The sequence below is a fragment of the Aequorivita sp. KMM 9714 genome (genome assembly GCF_011065475.1).
Classification (GTDB): domain Bacteria; phylum Bacteroidota; class Bacteroidia; order Flavobacteriales; family Flavobacteriaceae; genus Aequorivita; species Aequorivita sinensis.
Map to the genome: position 1 here is coordinate 1 of NZ_JAAGRO010000004.1, position 16,685 is coordinate 16,685.

The window sequence follows — 16,685 nt, forward strand, 5'->3', positions numbered from 1 at the left end:
AAACCATTTTTGATACCTGCAACACTTTTGAAAAAGTATTTTTATAAAATTTTAAAGAGCGATTTTTTAACCCTTGAAACAAGCAATTCTGTTTCGTTAAGCGGGTGCAAATATAACCCCGTTTTTTAACCCCACAACATTAATTTAAACTTTTTTTAATGTAAGATTAATAATAATATCTAAGTATTTGAAAAAGCAATACTTAGATTTAAAAATAAATTATCAGTATTTTACCTTGATGTATATTCCAGTTGCTTTGTGATGAAAAACCTACCACCAAGAAATTAATTGCTATTGCTTAAAACAACTATAAGTTATCTCTAAAAGCACATTAACTAGCTTAGAAAAAAGAGCGAATTACAAACTTACTATCATTGTAACTTCTATGCAATAAAAACCTAACTTATTTATTAACAGCACCTTTACTCCAATGCGTGCTTAATTCAGCGAAATCGATTGGGAAAGCTGGCTCCTGTCTTTCTAGGATATACTCTCGGAAAGAGCGCTCTAATATATCTTCAATTAGGTAGTCCTCCTCTACTTCAAATGGGTTGTATTCTTCTTTTAAGGATATTTCAAAAAAACTAGCGGTAGTATTATACCAAAAGGCTCGCCATCCAGTTCGTAATTCTTTTACAAGATCAAAAGCAGTAGTTCCTGTTTGTCTATGGATGAGCTTTACTAGTATTTGCCCCTCTGAATGAGTGAGTTTTTTCAGTCTATCGGAAAACTCTCCTTCTATATATTTTTGAATTCTTTTAGTATATCGTTTCTTGTCTCTATTCTTTTCGATTGTCTTTAACCTTTCTGTCATAGTTGTTAATCGCTCAGCAGCTAGTTTGGCATAAGGGTACACTTTACGTGTTTTTCGTCGTAATATCAAATAACGCCTTCTATCTTCTTTAGAAGTAAATTGCATTTTCTTCAGCAGATACACCTCATCAAGATTAATCATTTCACGCGCAATTGTATCTCCTTCTATGATATAGTACATGACCTGTACGGTATCTTTTTCTTTTTCGAGCTTAAGAGTATCAACTTGGGCAAAAGTAGATGTGAATCCAAAAAGGAATATACATATATATATAGGTATGCTAAACTTCATTCAAATTAGGTATTAATGTAACAAGCTACTATTATCCAAAAACGTTCCAAAATTAAGCAAATTGCATGGTCAAGCTTAATAAGAAATTGCTAATTTTACCGAAGACCTATATATAAGACAAAAACTATGAAGAAATCAATATTGAACGACAATTCATTAAAATTTTTAAAAGAATACTTAAACAATGCCGCACCTACTGGTTACGAATGGGACGGTCAAAAGTTATGGATGAATTATCTAAAACCTTATGTAGATGAGTTTTTTACTGATACCTACGGTACAGCAGTGGCTGTAATCAATCCAAAAGCAAAGTTTAAGGTGGTTATTGAAGGACATGCCGATGAGATTTCTTGGTATGTAAACTTCATTGACGATAACGGGTTACTTTATGTGATTAGAAATGGTGGTAGTGATCACCAAATTGCGCCTTCTAAAATGGTGAATATTCACACTAAAAATGGAATTGTAAAAGGAGTATTTGGTTGGCCTGCTATTCACACGCGAAATAAAAGCAAGGAAGAAGCTCCAAAACCAGATAATATATTCATTGATGTAGGAGCTAAAGACAAAGATGAAGTTGAAAAAATGGGGATTCACGTTGGTTGTGTAATTACCTACCCAGATGAATTTCACATTTTAAATGAAGACAAATTTGTTTGTCGTGCATTAGACAATAGAATGGGTGGTTTTATGATTGCCGAAGTTGCAAGATTAATACACGAAAACAAAAAAGAATTGCCATTCGGACTTTATATTACAAACTCTGTACAAGAAGAAATAGGTTTACGCGGGGCACAAATGATTGCTGAACGCATTAAACCAAATGTTGCGATTGTTACAGACGTTACTCACGACACCACTACTCCAATGATTGACAAAAAGAAACAAGGTTTTGCCGAAATTGGATCTGGTCCTGTTATCGCTTATGCTCCAGCAGTTCAGCAAAAACTACGTGACTTAATTGTTGAAACAGCAGAGGAAAACAAAATTCCATTCCAACGAGCTGCACTTTCTAGAGCAACAGGAACTGACACTGATGCTTTTGCTTACAGTAACGAAGGAGTAGCAAGTGCATTAATTTCTCTTCCGCTTCGATATATGCATACCACTGTGGAAATGGTTCATAGAGATGATGTAGACAATGTAATTAAGCTTATTTACGAATCACTTTTAAAAATTAAAGACGGAGAAACGTTTAGCTATTTTGACTAGTTAATTACATCCTCTTATTTTCCAACAAGAAGTTTATTTGTTGATACATAAAAAAACGACCTTCAATAACTATAACTATTGAAGGTCGTTTTATTCGTTTTAATTAGTTTTAAGCATCTTTCAATTTCGAAAAGTAAATTTTAGCCTGCTTTATTACTTTAGGAGCTAGTATAATAGTAGCCGTCATTGTAGGGATTGCCATAAGTGCAAAAAAAGTATCGATTAAATTAATCATCATACTTAAAGAAGTCGTTGCCCCTAATAGAATACTGATTATATAGAAATAGTTGTAAATCCCTTTGTTTTTAGCGCCGAATATAAAACTCATACACTTGCTTCCATAGTATGAGTATGAAAACAAAGAAGAGATACTGAACACTGCAATACATGCTAAGAGTGCGTATTTACCAACGTAAGGAATACTTTCTCCAAAAGCGGAAGCTGTCAAACTTACTCCATTAGCATCGCTACTCTGCCACACTCCGGTTACTAAAATTGCTAATGCAGTTAACGTACAAATTACTAAAGTGTCTATTGCTGGGCCAAGCATAGCTACTAACCCCTCACGAATAGGCTCATTTGTTTTAGCTGCTCCGTGAGCCATCGGAGCCGTACCAATACCAGCTTCATTTGAAAATGCACCACGACGAATTCCTAACAGAATTATTCCACCTACTAAACCACCTAAAAATGTATCGCCCTTATAGAAATTTGCGGAAAAAGCATCAGTAAAAATCAGACTTAAATATTTTGGAACTACATCAATATGAACTCCTAATATTATCAGCACTAATATAAAGTAAAGCAAAACCATAGCAGGGACCATTTTTGAAGCAGTTTTGCTAATGCGTGAAAGTCCGCCTAGAATTACCACGGCTGTTATCGCAGCCAACACTAAACCTATAAGTAAATCGGTTTTAAAACCACTATAAAGGCCGGCTGGCTTTAATAGGATATCGTTTATAGCTTGTGTTAGTTGGTTTACATTAAAAACTGGTAATGCCCCAACTAATCCCGCTACACTAAATAACATTGCCATTGGCATCCATTTTTTTCCTAATCCTTCGATTATAAAATACATTGGGCCACCTTGAACCTTTCCTTCTGAATCTTTTCCGCGGTAGAGAATTGCTAATGTTGCTGTGAAAAATTTAGTCGACATCCCGATTACCGCACTTACCCACATCCAAAATACAGCTCCAGGTCCACCTATTGCAATTGCAACTGCAACACCTGCAATATTCCCCATTCCTACTGTTGAAGATAAAGCCGTCATTAAAGCTTGGAAATGTGTGATTTCTCCCTCGTCATTTTCATCATCATATTTTCCACGAAGCACTGAAATTGCGTGGCCTAAGTAACGAAATGGTAAAAATCGAATTCGAATTAAAAGACATAATCCACCTCCGATTAAAATGACTAAAAGTGGTAAATCCCAGGCTACAGAAGCCATGTCAGCAATAAAACTATCTAACTTTTCCAAATTGTATAATTATAATTTCAGCTAATTTATGATTAATATTTTTATAATTAATTCGGAAATTGTTACTTGCAATTGCAAATGAGCAGACAACTAACCATTTTATTGCTAATAATATCTTCTTTAAGCTTTGCGCAAACTAAAGGTGATTGGAAAAAAAATGCGTTCATATTTACTCCTGAAATACTTTTAGGAAAAACAATGGAAGCATACGATGGCTTTCCTGAAATAAATCTTCAGAAGCAACTTATTTTAAGTTTTGGTCGAGATCACGGTAACAATCCACAGCAATGGGCACAAAGATTAAAAGGACCAAAAACTGGGTTGTCGGTAGGTATTACCGACTTTGGAAATGTTGACAGCTTAGGGATAGCCATCATTAGCATGCCTTTTATTGAGTTTAATGCTTTTGGAAGTAATCGTTTTAAGGTTTTAACTGGATTAGGAGTTTCTTACTTCACTGAAAAATTTAATGAAGTTACTAGTCCTAATAATCGTGCGGTAAGTACAAATGTTACGTGGGCGTTTCGACTCTTTCTAAATTATCATTTTCTTTCTACCAAAAAAGTAGATTGGCGCGCAGGATTAGGATATTCACATCACTCCAATGGGCATACTCGATTGATGAATAACGGATTTAATTCATTCTTATTAAGTCTTTCTGCAGACATTAAAAACCCATTAAATAAATCGGAAGAAGATAAGGTTGAAGATATTCCTGAGTTTAAAAATTCGGTTTATGATTACATTTCTATACGAAGTGGAATTGGTCAGAACGTTTTTGCCTTAGCCTTTAACGACAAAAAAAATGTTTACACCATAGCAGGAGAATATGGAAAAATATATAATAATACATTTAAGGTGGGAATTGGATTTTACTATCGTTTTTACCAACATTATTACGACTATATAAAAGGAGAAGAATCCTTAGTTGAACCAGGAAGAGAATTTGATTACTTTAGAAGTAACCCTGTGTATTACGCCAGTAATTTCGGAGTAGTATTACATGGTGAAGTATTATTAAATCATTTTGGAATCGATTTACAGCTGGGTTACAATCTTCACAAACCAGCATATAAAGCCGAATGGCGGATTAATGAAGGCTGGGATAAAACCCCTCGTGAAATACCTAAATCATGGGTTTTGGGTGAGCTAAACAGTAAATTCAAGAAAAAATACCGCGTTTCTTCTAGATTGGGATTAAAATATTATTTTTTAGGAATGGAAAAATCTCCAAAGAATAACTTCTTTATTGGCGCACACCTCAACTCAAATCTTGGACAAGCCGATTTTACCGAAATGAGCTTAGGTTATATTCACAGGTTTAACTCACCAACTACTTCCAAAAAAAAAGCAACCATAAAGAATGGTTGCTTTCGAAACATTTATAATAGTTTTGATTTATTTCTTTAAATAATCCAATACATTTTTCTCAATACGTTCTTGGATGTTCGACACATCTGCTTTTACAAACTTTTCACCAGTAATATTTTCGTAAAGCTCAATATATCTTTCAGAAACAGACTCGATATACTCATCACTCATTTCAGGTAGTTTTTGACCTTCGAGTCCTTGAAATCCATTCTGAATTAGCCATTGACGCACAAATTCTTTTGAAAGTTGTTTTTGTGGCTCTTCATTTTTTTGTCGTTCTTCATACCCTTCAGCATAAAAATAACGAGAAGAATCTGGAGTATGGATTTCGTCTATCAAAACAATTTTTCCATCTTTAGTTTTTCCGAATTCATATTTAGTATCTACTAATATCAATCCTCTTTTAGCTGCAATTTCGCTACCACGTTTAAAAAGTTTACGCGTATAATCTTCTAATTGGATGTAATCTTCTTCTGAAACAATTCCTTTTTTGATGATATCTTCTCTTGAAATATCTTCATCGTGATCTCCCATTTCAGCTTTAGTAGCAGGAGTAATTATAGGTTCTGGAAACTTATCGTTTTCCTTCATCCCTTCAGGCATCTCAACTCCGCAAAGTAATCTTTTTCCTGCTTTATACTCGCGAGCAGCGTGGCCACTCATATATCCTCTAATAACCATTTCAACCTTAAAAGGTTCGCAAGCTTCCCCAATAGCAACATTAGGATCTGGAGTTGCTATTAACCAATTAGGAACAAGGTCTTCAGTATCGCGCATCATTTTGGTAGCTATCTGATTTAAAATTTGACCTTTATAAGGAATTCCTTTTGGCATAACCACATCAAAAGCACTAAGTCTGTCTGTTGCGACCATTAATAATAAGTTGTTCTCTAAAGTATAAACCTCTCGTACTTTTCCGTGGTAAACACTTTTCTGATTTGGAAAATTGAAGTTTGTTGAAGTTATTGTATTACTCATTGTTAGTAAGGATTCGGGATTTGTTATTTCGTTAATTCGAGAGTTAATTTGTTTGTTTTCTATATTAATCTACGTTTTCAATTTTTTTGTACGCAGCAATTACTTCTTTTACTAGACGGTGTCTAATCACATCTTTATCATCCAAATAGATCATTCCAACGCCTTCAACATCTTTCAATACAAGTAATGCCTCTTTTAAACCAGAAGTTATACGTCGTGGAAGGTCAATTTGCCCTGGGTCGCCAGTAATCATAAACTTGGCATTTTTACCCATACGCGTTAAAAACATTTTCATTTGGGCATGTGTAGAGTTTTGTGCTTCATCGAGAATTACAAAAGCATTGTCTAAAGTTCTACCACGCATAAAGGCCAATGGTGCTATTTGTATAATTCCGTTTTCAATATGTGCAGTAAGCTTTTCCATAGGAATCATATCGCGAAGAGCATCGTATAACGGTTGCATATACGGGTCTAACTTTTCTTTTAAGTCACCTGGTAAAAAACCAAGGTTCTCCCCTGCTTCAACGGCTGGTCTTGTTAAGATAATGCGCTTTACTTCTTTCTCCTTAAGAGCTTTTACAGCTAGTGCCACACCTGTATAGGTTTTCCCCGTTCCTGCAGGACCAACAGCAAAAACCATATCGTTTTTACTCATTAAAGAAACCAATTTGCGTTGATTTGCAGTTTGAGCTTTAATAGGTTTTCCATTAACACCGTGAACAATAGTGCCTCCACTACCCTGGGGTGCTTCATATTCTTCTTTATTCTTACTTAAAAGAACACGTTCAATAACATTTTCGTCAATTTTGTTATACTTGACGTATTGTTCTAATAGCATTGCTATGCGGCGATCAAACTCTTCGAGCACCTCTTCATCACCGTAAGCTTTTATCTTATTGCCACGTGCTACAATTTTAAGTTTTGGAAAGTATTTTTTTAATAGACCAATATTAACATCTTCCTGGCCGAAGAAATCCTTTGGGCTAATTTCTGTAAGTTCTATAATGAGTTCGTTCAAAAGGCATTTTTTTTAGTCGTTAGATTTATTAAGTTAGAAGTTATTATATTTTACATCAAACTGTAATAAATCATTAAAATTAAGGCCATTAAAATTGTTATGGCGCAATATATTTTTATTAATCAAAAATAGTTTTGGTACTAACAAAAGTAACTTATTTTTGTGGTTATTCTTTTAAGAAAATATCAACAATTCATTTATGGCTATAATTACACTAACAACAGACTTTGGACAGAAGGATCACTTTGTTGGTGCGGTAAAGGGAGCTATTTTTTCAGAAATTGAAAATGTAAATATTGTTGATATCTCCCATTACATTTCACCGTTCCACTTACACGAAGCTGCTTACATCATTAAAAACGCTTACAAAAGCTTCCCAAAAGGGAGTATTCACGTTATTGGTGTTGATTCAGAATTAAATCCTGAAAATAAACATATAGCAGTTTATTTGGATGGGCATTATTTTATTTGTGCAGACAATGGCATTATATCGATGCTAACATCGGAAGTGCGACCAGAAAAAATTGTTGAAATAAACATACACGATAGATTTACTAGTAATTTTCCTGTTTTAGATGTTTTCGTAAAAGTTGCTGGACATATTGCTCGTGGTGGAACTCTAGAAGTAATTGGCAAACCTATTTCTGAAACTAAAGAGTTAACAGGCATTCGCCCTGTTACAAGCAACCAAAGCAGTCAGATAATTGGAAATGTAATTTATATCGACAATTATGGCAATGTAATTACGAATATAGACAGAAAGCTTTTTGAGGAAGTAGGAAAAGGAAGAGATTTCATAATCCAAGCCCGTACAGTAAAGTTCGATAAAATTCATAGAAATTATAGCGATGCTATAAATTTTGATGCACCTCCTGAAAAACGAGAAGAAGATGGAAAAAGAATAGCTCTTTGGAATTCATCTAACTGTTTGGAGTTGGCAATTTATAAGAGTAATCTAACAACAGTTGGCGGTGCTTCAAGTTTATTCGGACTTGATTTTAGAGATACAATTACAGTGATTTTCACGCCAAAACTATGATGTTATAAAATAGTATAGTGATTACTATATAAATATTAAAATTGCTTTTGAGCCTAGTCTGCTCATACTATAATTAAAGAATATGTTTACAAGAATCGTAAAATTAGAGTTAGAAAAAGAAAACGTAGCCCCATTCCTTGCAAATTTTGAAGATGTAAAGGAAAAAATCAGGAATTTTCCTGGATGTACTTTTCTAGAACTTTACAACGATAAGAACGATGAAACAATCTTTTTTACTTACAGCCGTTGGAAAGATGAATCAGATTTAGAAAACTACCGTAAAAGTGAACTTTTTAAAGGGGTTTGGAGTGTAACCAAACCTATGTTTAGAAAACGAGCTGAAGCTTGGAGTGTAGATACTGTTGTAAGTTTGTAGTTTGAAAAATTAAAAACCTTGGCGAGAATTCGTCTTTAGATAATGATACCAATCATAAAACGCGAAATAAATTCATTCTTTTCTAGTACCATCGGGTATTTGGTGATTGCCATTTTCTTGGTGATTAACGGCTTGTTTTTATGGGTTTTTAGTGGAAATTTTAATATTCCAGATTCAGGCTTTGCCGATCTTTCTCCGTTTTTCGAGCTTGCACCTTGGGTGTTACTTTTCTTAATTCCCGCAGTGTGTATGCGTGCTTTTAGCGATGAAATGAAAATGGGGACACTCGAACTTTTACTTACCAAACCAATTTCACTTTTACAAATAGTTTTAGGGAAGTATTTTGGAGCTGTTATACTTATTTTTATCGCGCTTATACCAACAATCTTATACGTATTGGCAATTTCCGAACTGGGGAATCCTCCTGGAAATTGGGATGTGGGTAGCACCCTTGGGTCTTATCTTGGACTTTTATTTTTAGTGTTTGCTTATACTGCTATAGGTGTATTTTCATCAACTCTTTCACAAAATCAAATTGTAGCTTTTATAATTGCTGTTTTTTTATGTTTCACACTTTATTATGGGTTTGAAGGTTTCTCTACCACAACTTTTAATATTTCTCAATTAGGAATGAAAGCACATTTTGACAGCGTAGCACGAGGCGTATTAGACACACGAGATTTAATATATTTCTTGAGTGTTACAGTGTTTTTTATTGCTTTAACAGTTTTAAAATTGAAGAAACAATAATGAAGACATCTACAAAAAATACTATCGTTTCCCTAGCGCTTTTAATTGCAGGAGTTGTACTTGTAAATATTCTAGGAGGTTATGTTTACAAACGTTTTGACCTTACTCAAGACAAGCGTTTTACTTTAGCTGAAGAAACTAAAGAAATCATCGACCAAGTAGAATCACCATTAATAATCGATGTTTTTCTAAAAGGAAATTTTCCTCCAGAATTTAGACGTTTACAGTTAGAAACCGAACAACTTTTAGACGAATTTAAAGCCTATAATCCCAATATTAAGTTTGAATTTGTAAACCCAAATGAAGAAGGAAATGAAGAGTTTCAACTTCAATTTGAAAAGTTTGGTTTAACGGCTGCTCAAGTTTCGGTAACAGAAAGCGGGAAACAAAGTACAGAACTTGTTTATCCGTGGGCATTAGCGCATCACAACGGGAAATCGGTTAAAATTGGTTTGTTAAAAAATCAACTAGGAGCTACTTCCGAAGAAAGAGTAAATAGTTCCCTACAAAACCTTCAGTATGCTTTTGTAGATGGCTTTAAAAAGTTAGCTCAAGATAAGTCTAAAAAAGTAGCCGTACTTAAGGGTAACGGACAATATGACGACCGCTACATTGCAGATTTCTTTTCAACTTTAAGAGATTATTACTTTATAGCTCCTTTCACATTAGATTCTGTTGCTACCAATCCGGAGAAGACTTTAAAAGCATTAAATAACTTCGATTTGGTTATTTCAGCACAACCTACAGAGCCATTTACCGATGCTGAAAAATACATTTTGGACCAATACACAATGAATGGCGGGAAGTCTATTTGGTTAATGGATGCCACTCAAATGCACAGAGATACGGTTTCGGGAAATAACTTCGCTTTTGGAAGGGATTTAAACCTAAACGATTTCTTTTTTAGTTACGGAATTCGTGTAAATCCAAACCTTGTAAAAGATGTTTATTCGGCTCCTATTGTTTTGGCTAGTGGTGAAGAACGCGAATCGCAATTCAACAGATATCCTTGGTTTTTTAGTCCGTTGACAAGCAGTGCAAACAATCATCCTATTGTAACCAATATTGAAGCTGTAAAATTTGATTTTGCGAGTGCTATAGACACGCTTCCAAACTCAATTAAAAAAACCGTTTTACTTTCTACTTCACCTATATCAAAAACTGTAGGACTCCCCTTCCCTATTGATTTTGACGTTGAAATACCTAAGAACCTACAAATAATTAATGAGGGACCAAATATGCAAGAATACAATGGCGGAGAAATTCCTTTGGCTGTCTTGTTGGAAGGCAATTTCAATTCGGTATATAAAAACCGAGTGAAGCCAATAAAACTTTCCGGCATTAAAAATATTGACGACGGCAAGCCTTCAAAAATGGTGGTAATTAGCGATGGTGACATCATTAAAAACCAAATGCAAGGCAATCGCCCTTTGGAATTAGGCTTTGATAAAATGACGAGTTCTTTCTACGGAAATAAAGAATTTTTGCTGAATACCGTCAATTACCTTCTAGACGACAACGGACTTATAAACATTCGAACAAGGCAAATTGCGGTTCCTTTTCTAGACCCTCAAAAAGTTAGTGAACAGCGTGGGAAGTGGCAAACCCTTAACTTATTGTTACCGTTGGCCTTACTCGCTCTTTTTGGAATTGCATTCCACTACTTCCGCAAACGTCATTACACTCGCTAAATGTTGATAAGTTTGTTTTAACAAACACTTCAATTGAAATATATTTGTGGTTCGACAGGCTCAGCAACCTTAATTGTTTTGGAATAAAAAAATTTAAGAGATTTAAGTCGAGCTCTGTAGAAATGCTCTTTAACTAGAATGAATAGGTTGTAACAATAATGAGCTTTACTAGCTCAACACCCCTTCATTTTTGTTGTTTGTTATTTTACTGAAGAGTATTATTAAAAATTATTTCATAAAAAACACATATAATGAAATTCATCGTATCGAGTTCGTATTTATTAAAACAACTGCAAGTTTTAGGCGGAATTATCAATAGCAACAACACTTTGCCTATTTTAGATAATTTCCTTTTCGATCTAGACAACAAGAGCCTTACCGTTTCTGCTTCAGATTTAGAAACTACAGTATCTTCAAAACTAGAAGTTGAAAGCACAGAAAAAGGAATGGTTTGTATTCCTGCAAGACTGTTATTAGATACTTTAAAAACATTTCCAGAGCAGCCGTTAACGTTTACTGTTGAAGACAACAACACTATCGAAATCAGCTCAAATCACGGTAAATACGCTGTGGCTTACGTAAGTGGTGAGGAATTTCCAAATGCAGTAGAGTTAAAAGATCCTTCATCTACAGTAGTACAAGGAGATGTATTAGCTACTGCAATTAGCAAAACGATTTTTGCTTCAGGAAATGATGATCTTCGTCCAGTAATGAGTGGTGTTTTCTTTCAGTTTTCAACAGAGAATTTAGTTTTTGTAGCAACAGATGCTCACAAACTAGTAAAATACACTCGCGACGATTTAAGCGCTTCGCAAACTGCCGAGTTCATTATGCCTAAGAAACCTCTAAACCTTCTTAAAAGCATACTTGCAGGTAGTGAGGAAGATGTTATTATTGAATACAACGAAAGCAACGCTAAGTTTATATTCGAAAACATCGAAATGGTATGCCGTTTAATCGACGGTAAATATCCAAATTACGAAGCGGTAATTCCAAAAGAGAATCCAAACAAACTGGTAATTGATAGAAATCAATTTCTGAATTCAGTTCGAAGAGTTTCTATTTTCTCAAGTAAAACAACCCACCAGATTCGTTTAAAAATTGCAGGTGCAGAGTTGAATATTTCAGCTGAAGATATCGATTACAGCAATAAAGCAGAAGAGCGCTTAACTTGTGATTACCAAGGAGACGATATGCAAATTGGGTTTAACAGCCGTTTCTTAACAGAAATGCTAAACAACCTAACTAGCGACGAAGTTTCTTTGGCAATGAGCCTTCCTAACCGCGCAGGAATTCTTACTCCTGTTGATGGATTGGACGAAGGTGAAACAGTTACTATGCTTGTAATGCCGGTTATGTTGAATAACTAGAGGCTAGAGGCTAGAGGCTAGAGGCTAGAGGCTAGAGGCTAGAGGCTAGAGGCTAGAGGCTAGAGTAAAATTAAAAAATGTCTACCGGTTTGGTGGGCATTTTTTGTTTATTTACTTTCTTACTATCATTTAATAAGCATACGGAAAATTGAATTCGGATAAAATATAAGCTTAATTCAACACCACTTAGGGTTGAAGTTTTATCAAACTATATCTTACCTTTGCCTCAATGACACACACAGATACTATTGTTGCTATGGCAACTCCTGCAGGTGCGGGAGCAATTGCTGTTTTAAGGCTTTCAGGACCTGAGGCTATTACTATAGCTTCTTCTATTTTTACTTCAGTTTCGGGTAAGTCCCTAGCAGAACAGAAAACGCATACTGTACACTTAGGGCATATTAAGGATGGAGAAAAAATTATAGACGAAGTTCTAGTTTCCATTTTCAAAAATCCAAATAGTTATACAGGAGAAGATGTAATTGAAATTTCTTGTCACGGTAGTAATTACATCCAACAGGAAATTATTCAACTATGTCTTCGTAAAGGATGCCGAATGGCTCAGGCTGGTGAGTTTACCTTAAGAGCATTTCTCCACGGAAAAATGGATTTAAGTCAAGCCGAAGCCGTTGCCGATCTTATTGCGAGTGATAGTGCTGCTAGTCATCAACTAGCAATACAGCAAATGCGTGGCGGTTTCTCTTCTGAAATTAAACGACTTCGAGAAGAGCTTCTAAATTTTGCGTCGTTGATTGAATTAGAATTAGATTTTGCTGAAGAAGATGTAGAGTTTGCAAATCGTGAAGACTTCCAAAAGCTAATTTCTAAAATTACTCAAGTTCTTAAACGACTTATAGATTCGTTTGCCACAGGAAATGTACTTAAAAATGGTATTCCTGTTGCGATTGTTGGGGAGCCTAATGTTGGGAAATCAACTTTATTGAATGCATTACTCAACGAAGAAAGAGCCATCGTTAGCGACATTGCAGGTACCACTCGTGATACTATAGAAGATGAAATTGTAATTGGAGGTATAGGTTTCCGATTTATTGATACTGCAGGAATACGTGAAACTACTGATACAATTGAAGGGTTAGGAATTCAAAAAACCTTTCAGAAAATTGAACAAGCCCAGGTAGTTATCTATTTATTCGATTCGGAAAAGTTTAATTCTGAGGTTTCGGGACAAGAATCAAAATTCAAAGTTGAAATAGAAACCATTAAAAACAAATACCCACAGAAAAACTTAATAATTGTAGCCAATAAAGTCGATAAACTTTCTGAAGAGGAAAGACAAAAACTAAAAGTTACACTGAGCGAAATTGACAACTCTTCCGCTTTATTGCTTTCAGCAAAATCAAATCTTGGGGTTGAAGAACTTCAAAACAAACTATTAGATTTTGTAAACACTGGCGCCCTACGCAACAATGAAACGATTGTTACAAACAGCCGTCATTACGATTCGATGCTAAAAGCTTTAGAGGAAATAATTAAAGTACAACAAGGTATCGACAATAACCTGAGTGGAGATTTATTAGCTATTGATATACGTCAGGCCTTGTATTACTTTGGTGAGATTACCGGAGAAATTTCCAACGACGAGCTACTAGGTAATATTTTTGCTAATTTTTGCATCGGGAAATAAACATCCTTCACTTCTTTCTTTGTTGCTTGTTATTCAAGGGTTTATATGTTCTTTCTTATTGGATATTTGCCTTTTATGTTCTAAATTTGTTGCTCATCTGTTGCCCAATATGTGATTTTGTTGCCCAAAATCCGTTGGCAATAAGATGGGCGAAATGATGCACCATATTGCCCCATGTTGCACCATGACGCTACATAAAGCACCATTTATGAGCAGTAATTTATATATTCCTAAAACTTGTAAGCATTGCGGTAATGCTTTTGTAGCACGAACCACAGTAACAAAGTACTGTGGAGATACTTGTGCTAAAAAGGCATACAAAGCACGTAAGCGTAACCAAAAAATACAAGCCACGCTTACCCAGGACATGAAAAAACAACATGAAGTTGTTTCTAATCCTGATCTTAATGCTGTACACAACAAAGACTTTTTAAGTGTTACGGAAGCTTCTCAATTGATTGGTGTTAGTAGATGGACCATTCAAAGAATGATTAAACAAGGGCGATTAAAAGCGGTGCCCTTTGGTAGAAAACGAATTCTTGCAAGATGGCAAATAGAGAACCTTTTTAATTAGCACATAATGAAAGTAACATTAAGGCAACGCAAAAAGAATAATAAAATAAGTCTTTACTTAGATTACTATCACAAAGGAAATCGTAAGACCGAATATTTACGTCTGTACCTAACGCCAAATCCAAAAACAAAAACAGAAAGAGAGGCAAACAAGAAAACAAAACAACTAGCGGAAGCAATATGTGCTCAAAGACAGCTAGAAATGCAGACCGGTATTTATGGATTTCAAGATTTAGAAAAGTTAAAAGGCAATTTCATTTCCTATGTATCAGCTTTAGCAGAAAAGAAAAATACAAGTTCAGGTAATTATGGGAGTTGGAATAGTATGCTCAAACATTTAAAAATCTTCTCTCCAGCCGATACAAGTTTTAATGATGTAGATAGAGTGTTTGTTCAAAATTTTAAAAATTATTTAGATACAAAAGCTACATCCAGAGCAGGAAAGAAACTATCACAAAACACGAAATACTCATATTATGGAAAGTTTAATGCAGCATTAAAACAAGCTGTTGCTGATGGTATTTTAAAAGAAAATCCAGCTAAAGGAATTGATGGATTCAAGCAAGGCGAACCTCAACGAGAGTTTCTAACACTAGATGAGCTACAACAAGCGGTAAATACAGATTGTGAACTACCAGTTTTAAAAACGGCATTTATTCTATCAGCCCTAACTGGATTACGTTGGTCAGATATAGAAAAACTGACTTGGTCAGAAATTCAACACTCTAAAGAAATGGGATATTATATCCGATTCAGACAGAAGAAAACCAAAGGAGTTGAAACCCTACCAATATCAGATCAAGCCAGAGAGTTATTAGGAGAAAAAGGGGAGCCTAAAGAAAAAGTATTTAAAGGCTTAAATTATAGTGCTTGGTCTAACTTGAAATTACAACAATGGATGTTAAGGGCAGGTATCCAAAAAGAAATCACCTTCCATTGTGCGCGTCATACGTATGCAACATTACAATTAACTTTAGGAACAGATATTTATACAGTATCAAAACTATTAGGGCATAAAGAGCTTAGAACCACACAAATTTATGCCAAAGTAATTGATGATAAAAAGAGAGAAGCAGCTAACAAGATTAAGATTGATTTATAATGGCTAAGGACTTATTTACAGATATATTATTCGTTGATAAGGTTACGGATGATACTAGAACCGACAATCAATTTAAAGAGCTTATAAAAGGCCTTAAAAAAGAATATCCCATTACCACTCCTAAATATGAGGTAGAATTCAAAAAAGCATATTCTTCTAAACGTAAATACTATTTCAAACGCATAGAAAACGATTATATCATAAAATTTAATGACTTAATAAATGAGCTTGGAACCAACTCAACACCCTTACATTTATCTTTCCTATACGATAAAGTATATAACCGAATCACAAATTACTTAACGCAGATTAGCAATTACATTTCTGAAAATAATATTGATGAAAATTTATATTTAAAACCAACAAATACCGACCAATCAGACGAAGCCTATATCATTTCATTTTTAAAGGCTAATGCAATAATGTTGTTTCTGGAGCTTCAAGAGCGATTTTCATCATTAAGTGATGCAGATGTCTACACAATAGAAGAAATACATGAAGTGTTTTTTAATGAAGCACCACCTAAAAAGAAAATTCTAATCCCTTATAGCGGTGAAAAGTTAGAAACCAACAAAAGAGTTTCTAAACACGTATTCACGAATAAGAACCACTTTGGGTTCAAAAGTAGAAACACTGATGCTTTGTTAGAGGTGTTAAAAACACTTCAATTTACAATTGATTTATTACAAAACAACACTTCAATTGAAGATTTACATAAACTTTTTACAACGGATGATTTTACAAAATTAGATACAAAAATTTATCTTCAATGTGAAACAACACAATTTAGTTATGTATTAGATGTGCTCAAACCATACTTCAGTAACCTAAAAAAATCTGTTATTGAACAGTCTGGTAAATTTATCACCAAAACAGGTACGCCTTTAAAGGCTAATAATCTGTATAAAAATAAGGTTCATAATCCTAAAGAAAAGGAAGTAATAGATAGAATCATCCAACAACTGCAATAAA

Annotated in this window: 15 protein-coding genes; 11 read left to right on the forward strand and 4 right to left on the reverse strand. The window is 34.5% G+C overall.

The features are described from left to right. Window positions 1–403 precede the first annotated feature (403 nt). Window positions 404–1,105 (reverse strand): DUF4294 domain-containing protein, encoded by a 702-nt coding sequence (locus G3A46_RS10265; RefSeq protein ID WP_165149521.1) that lies wholly within the window; start codon window positions 1,103–1,105, stop codon window positions 404–406. A gap of 126 nt (window positions 1,106–1,231) precedes the next feature. On the opposite strand from G3A46_RS10265, the gene G3A46_RS10270 reads away from it, so the two are divergent. Further along, entirely contained in the window at window positions 1,232–2,317 is a 1,086-nt protein-coding gene (locus G3A46_RS10270; protein ID WP_165149523.1) for a M42 family metallopeptidase, read from the forward strand. A 109-nt stretch (window positions 2,318–2,426) separates the two neighbouring features. Here G3A46_RS10270 and G3A46_RS10275 read toward each other — a convergent pair whose 3' ends face one another. Further along, window positions 2,427–3,800, reverse strand: a complete 1,374-nt coding sequence (locus tag G3A46_RS10275) for an alanine/glycine:cation symporter family protein (RefSeq protein ID WP_165149525.1) — start codon at window positions 3,798–3,800, stop codon at window positions 2,427–2,429. Window positions 3,801–3,878: 78 nt separating this feature from the next. Here G3A46_RS10275 and G3A46_RS10280 point away from each other — a divergent pair, with 78 nt between their 5' ends. Then, complete coding sequence (locus tag G3A46_RS10280) at window positions 3,879–5,210, forward strand: acyloxyacyl hydrolase (RefSeq protein WP_165149527.1); 1,332 nt, start codon at window positions 3,879–3,881, stop codon at window positions 5,208–5,210. On the opposite strand, the gene G3A46_RS10285 is transcribed toward G3A46_RS10280, so the two are convergent. Continuing rightward, a complete protein-coding gene (locus G3A46_RS10285; protein WP_165149529.1) occupies window positions 5,199–6,149 on the reverse strand; it encodes a phosphoribosylaminoimidazolesuccinocarboxamide synthase in 951 nt (316 codons plus the stop codon). The two genes, G3A46_RS10280 and G3A46_RS10285, sit on opposite strands and share 12 nt — an antisense overlap. A gap of 64 nt (window positions 6,150–6,213) precedes the next feature. Next, window positions 6,214–7,167: a PhoH family protein gene (locus G3A46_RS10290; protein ID WP_139856728.1), complete on the reverse strand. Its 954-nt coding sequence runs from the start codon at window positions 7,165–7,167 to the stop codon at window positions 6,214–6,216. Between the two features lie 199 nt (window positions 7,168–7,366). Between G3A46_RS10290 and G3A46_RS10295 the strand changes: the two genes are divergently transcribed. From G3A46_RS10295 to G3A46_RS10335, 9 genes are all read left to right on the forward strand, one after another. Further along, complete coding sequence (locus G3A46_RS10295) at window positions 7,367–8,206, forward strand: SAM-dependent chlorinase/fluorinase (protein ID WP_139856729.1); 840 nt, start codon at window positions 7,367–7,369, stop codon at window positions 8,204–8,206. Between the two features lie 82 nt (window positions 8,207–8,288). Then, window positions 8,289–8,582 carry an antibiotic biosynthesis monooxygenase family protein gene (locus G3A46_RS10300; protein WP_165149530.1) on the forward strand — a complete coding sequence of 98 codons (294 nt, stop codon included), beginning with the start codon at window positions 8,289–8,291 and terminating at the stop codon, window positions 8,580–8,582. Between the two features lie 42 nt (window positions 8,583–8,624). Further along, entirely contained in the window at window positions 8,625–9,332 is a 708-nt protein-coding gene (gldF, locus tag G3A46_RS10305; RefSeq protein WP_165149532.1) for a gliding motility-associated ABC transporter permease subunit GldF, read from the forward strand. Further along, on the forward strand, window positions 9,332–11,023 hold the full coding sequence (gene gldG / locus G3A46_RS10310) for a gliding motility-associated ABC transporter substrate-binding protein GldG (RefSeq protein WP_165149534.1): 1,692 nt from the start codon (window positions 9,332–9,334) through the stop codon (window positions 11,021–11,023). The genes gldF and gldG overlap by 1 nt, the downstream gene beginning before the upstream one ends. Window positions 11,024–11,274: 251 nt before the next feature. Beyond that, window positions 11,275–12,393, forward strand: a complete 1,119-nt coding sequence (gene dnaN / locus G3A46_RS10315; RefSeq protein ID WP_165149536.1) for a DNA polymerase III subunit beta — start codon at window positions 11,275–11,277, stop codon at window positions 12,391–12,393. A 229-nt stretch (window positions 12,394–12,622) separates the two neighbouring features. Then, on the forward strand, window positions 12,623–14,038 hold the full coding sequence (gene mnmE / locus G3A46_RS10320) for a tRNA uridine-5-carboxymethylaminomethyl(34) synthesis GTPase MnmE (protein ID WP_165149538.1): 1,416 nt from the start codon (window positions 12,623–12,625) through the stop codon (window positions 14,036–14,038). 208 nt (window positions 14,039–14,246) lie between these two features. Further along, window positions 14,247–14,612 carry a helix-turn-helix domain-containing protein gene (locus tag G3A46_RS10325; protein WP_165149539.1) on the forward strand — a complete coding sequence of 122 codons (366 nt, stop codon included), beginning with the start codon at window positions 14,247–14,249 and terminating at the stop codon, window positions 14,610–14,612. Between the two features lie 6 nt (window positions 14,613–14,618). Continuing rightward, window positions 14,619–15,713 carry a site-specific integrase gene (locus G3A46_RS10330; RefSeq protein ID WP_165149541.1) on the forward strand — a complete coding sequence of 365 codons (1,095 nt, stop codon included), beginning with the start codon at window positions 14,619–14,621 and terminating at the stop codon, window positions 15,711–15,713. Further along, window positions 15,713–16,684, forward strand: coding sequence for a DUF6617 family protein (locus tag G3A46_RS10335; RefSeq protein WP_165149543.1), 972 nt, complete (start codon window positions 15,713–15,715; stop codon window positions 16,682–16,684). Before G3A46_RS10330 ends, G3A46_RS10335 begins: the two co-directional genes overlap by 1 nt. Window position 16,685 lies beyond the last annotated feature (1 nt).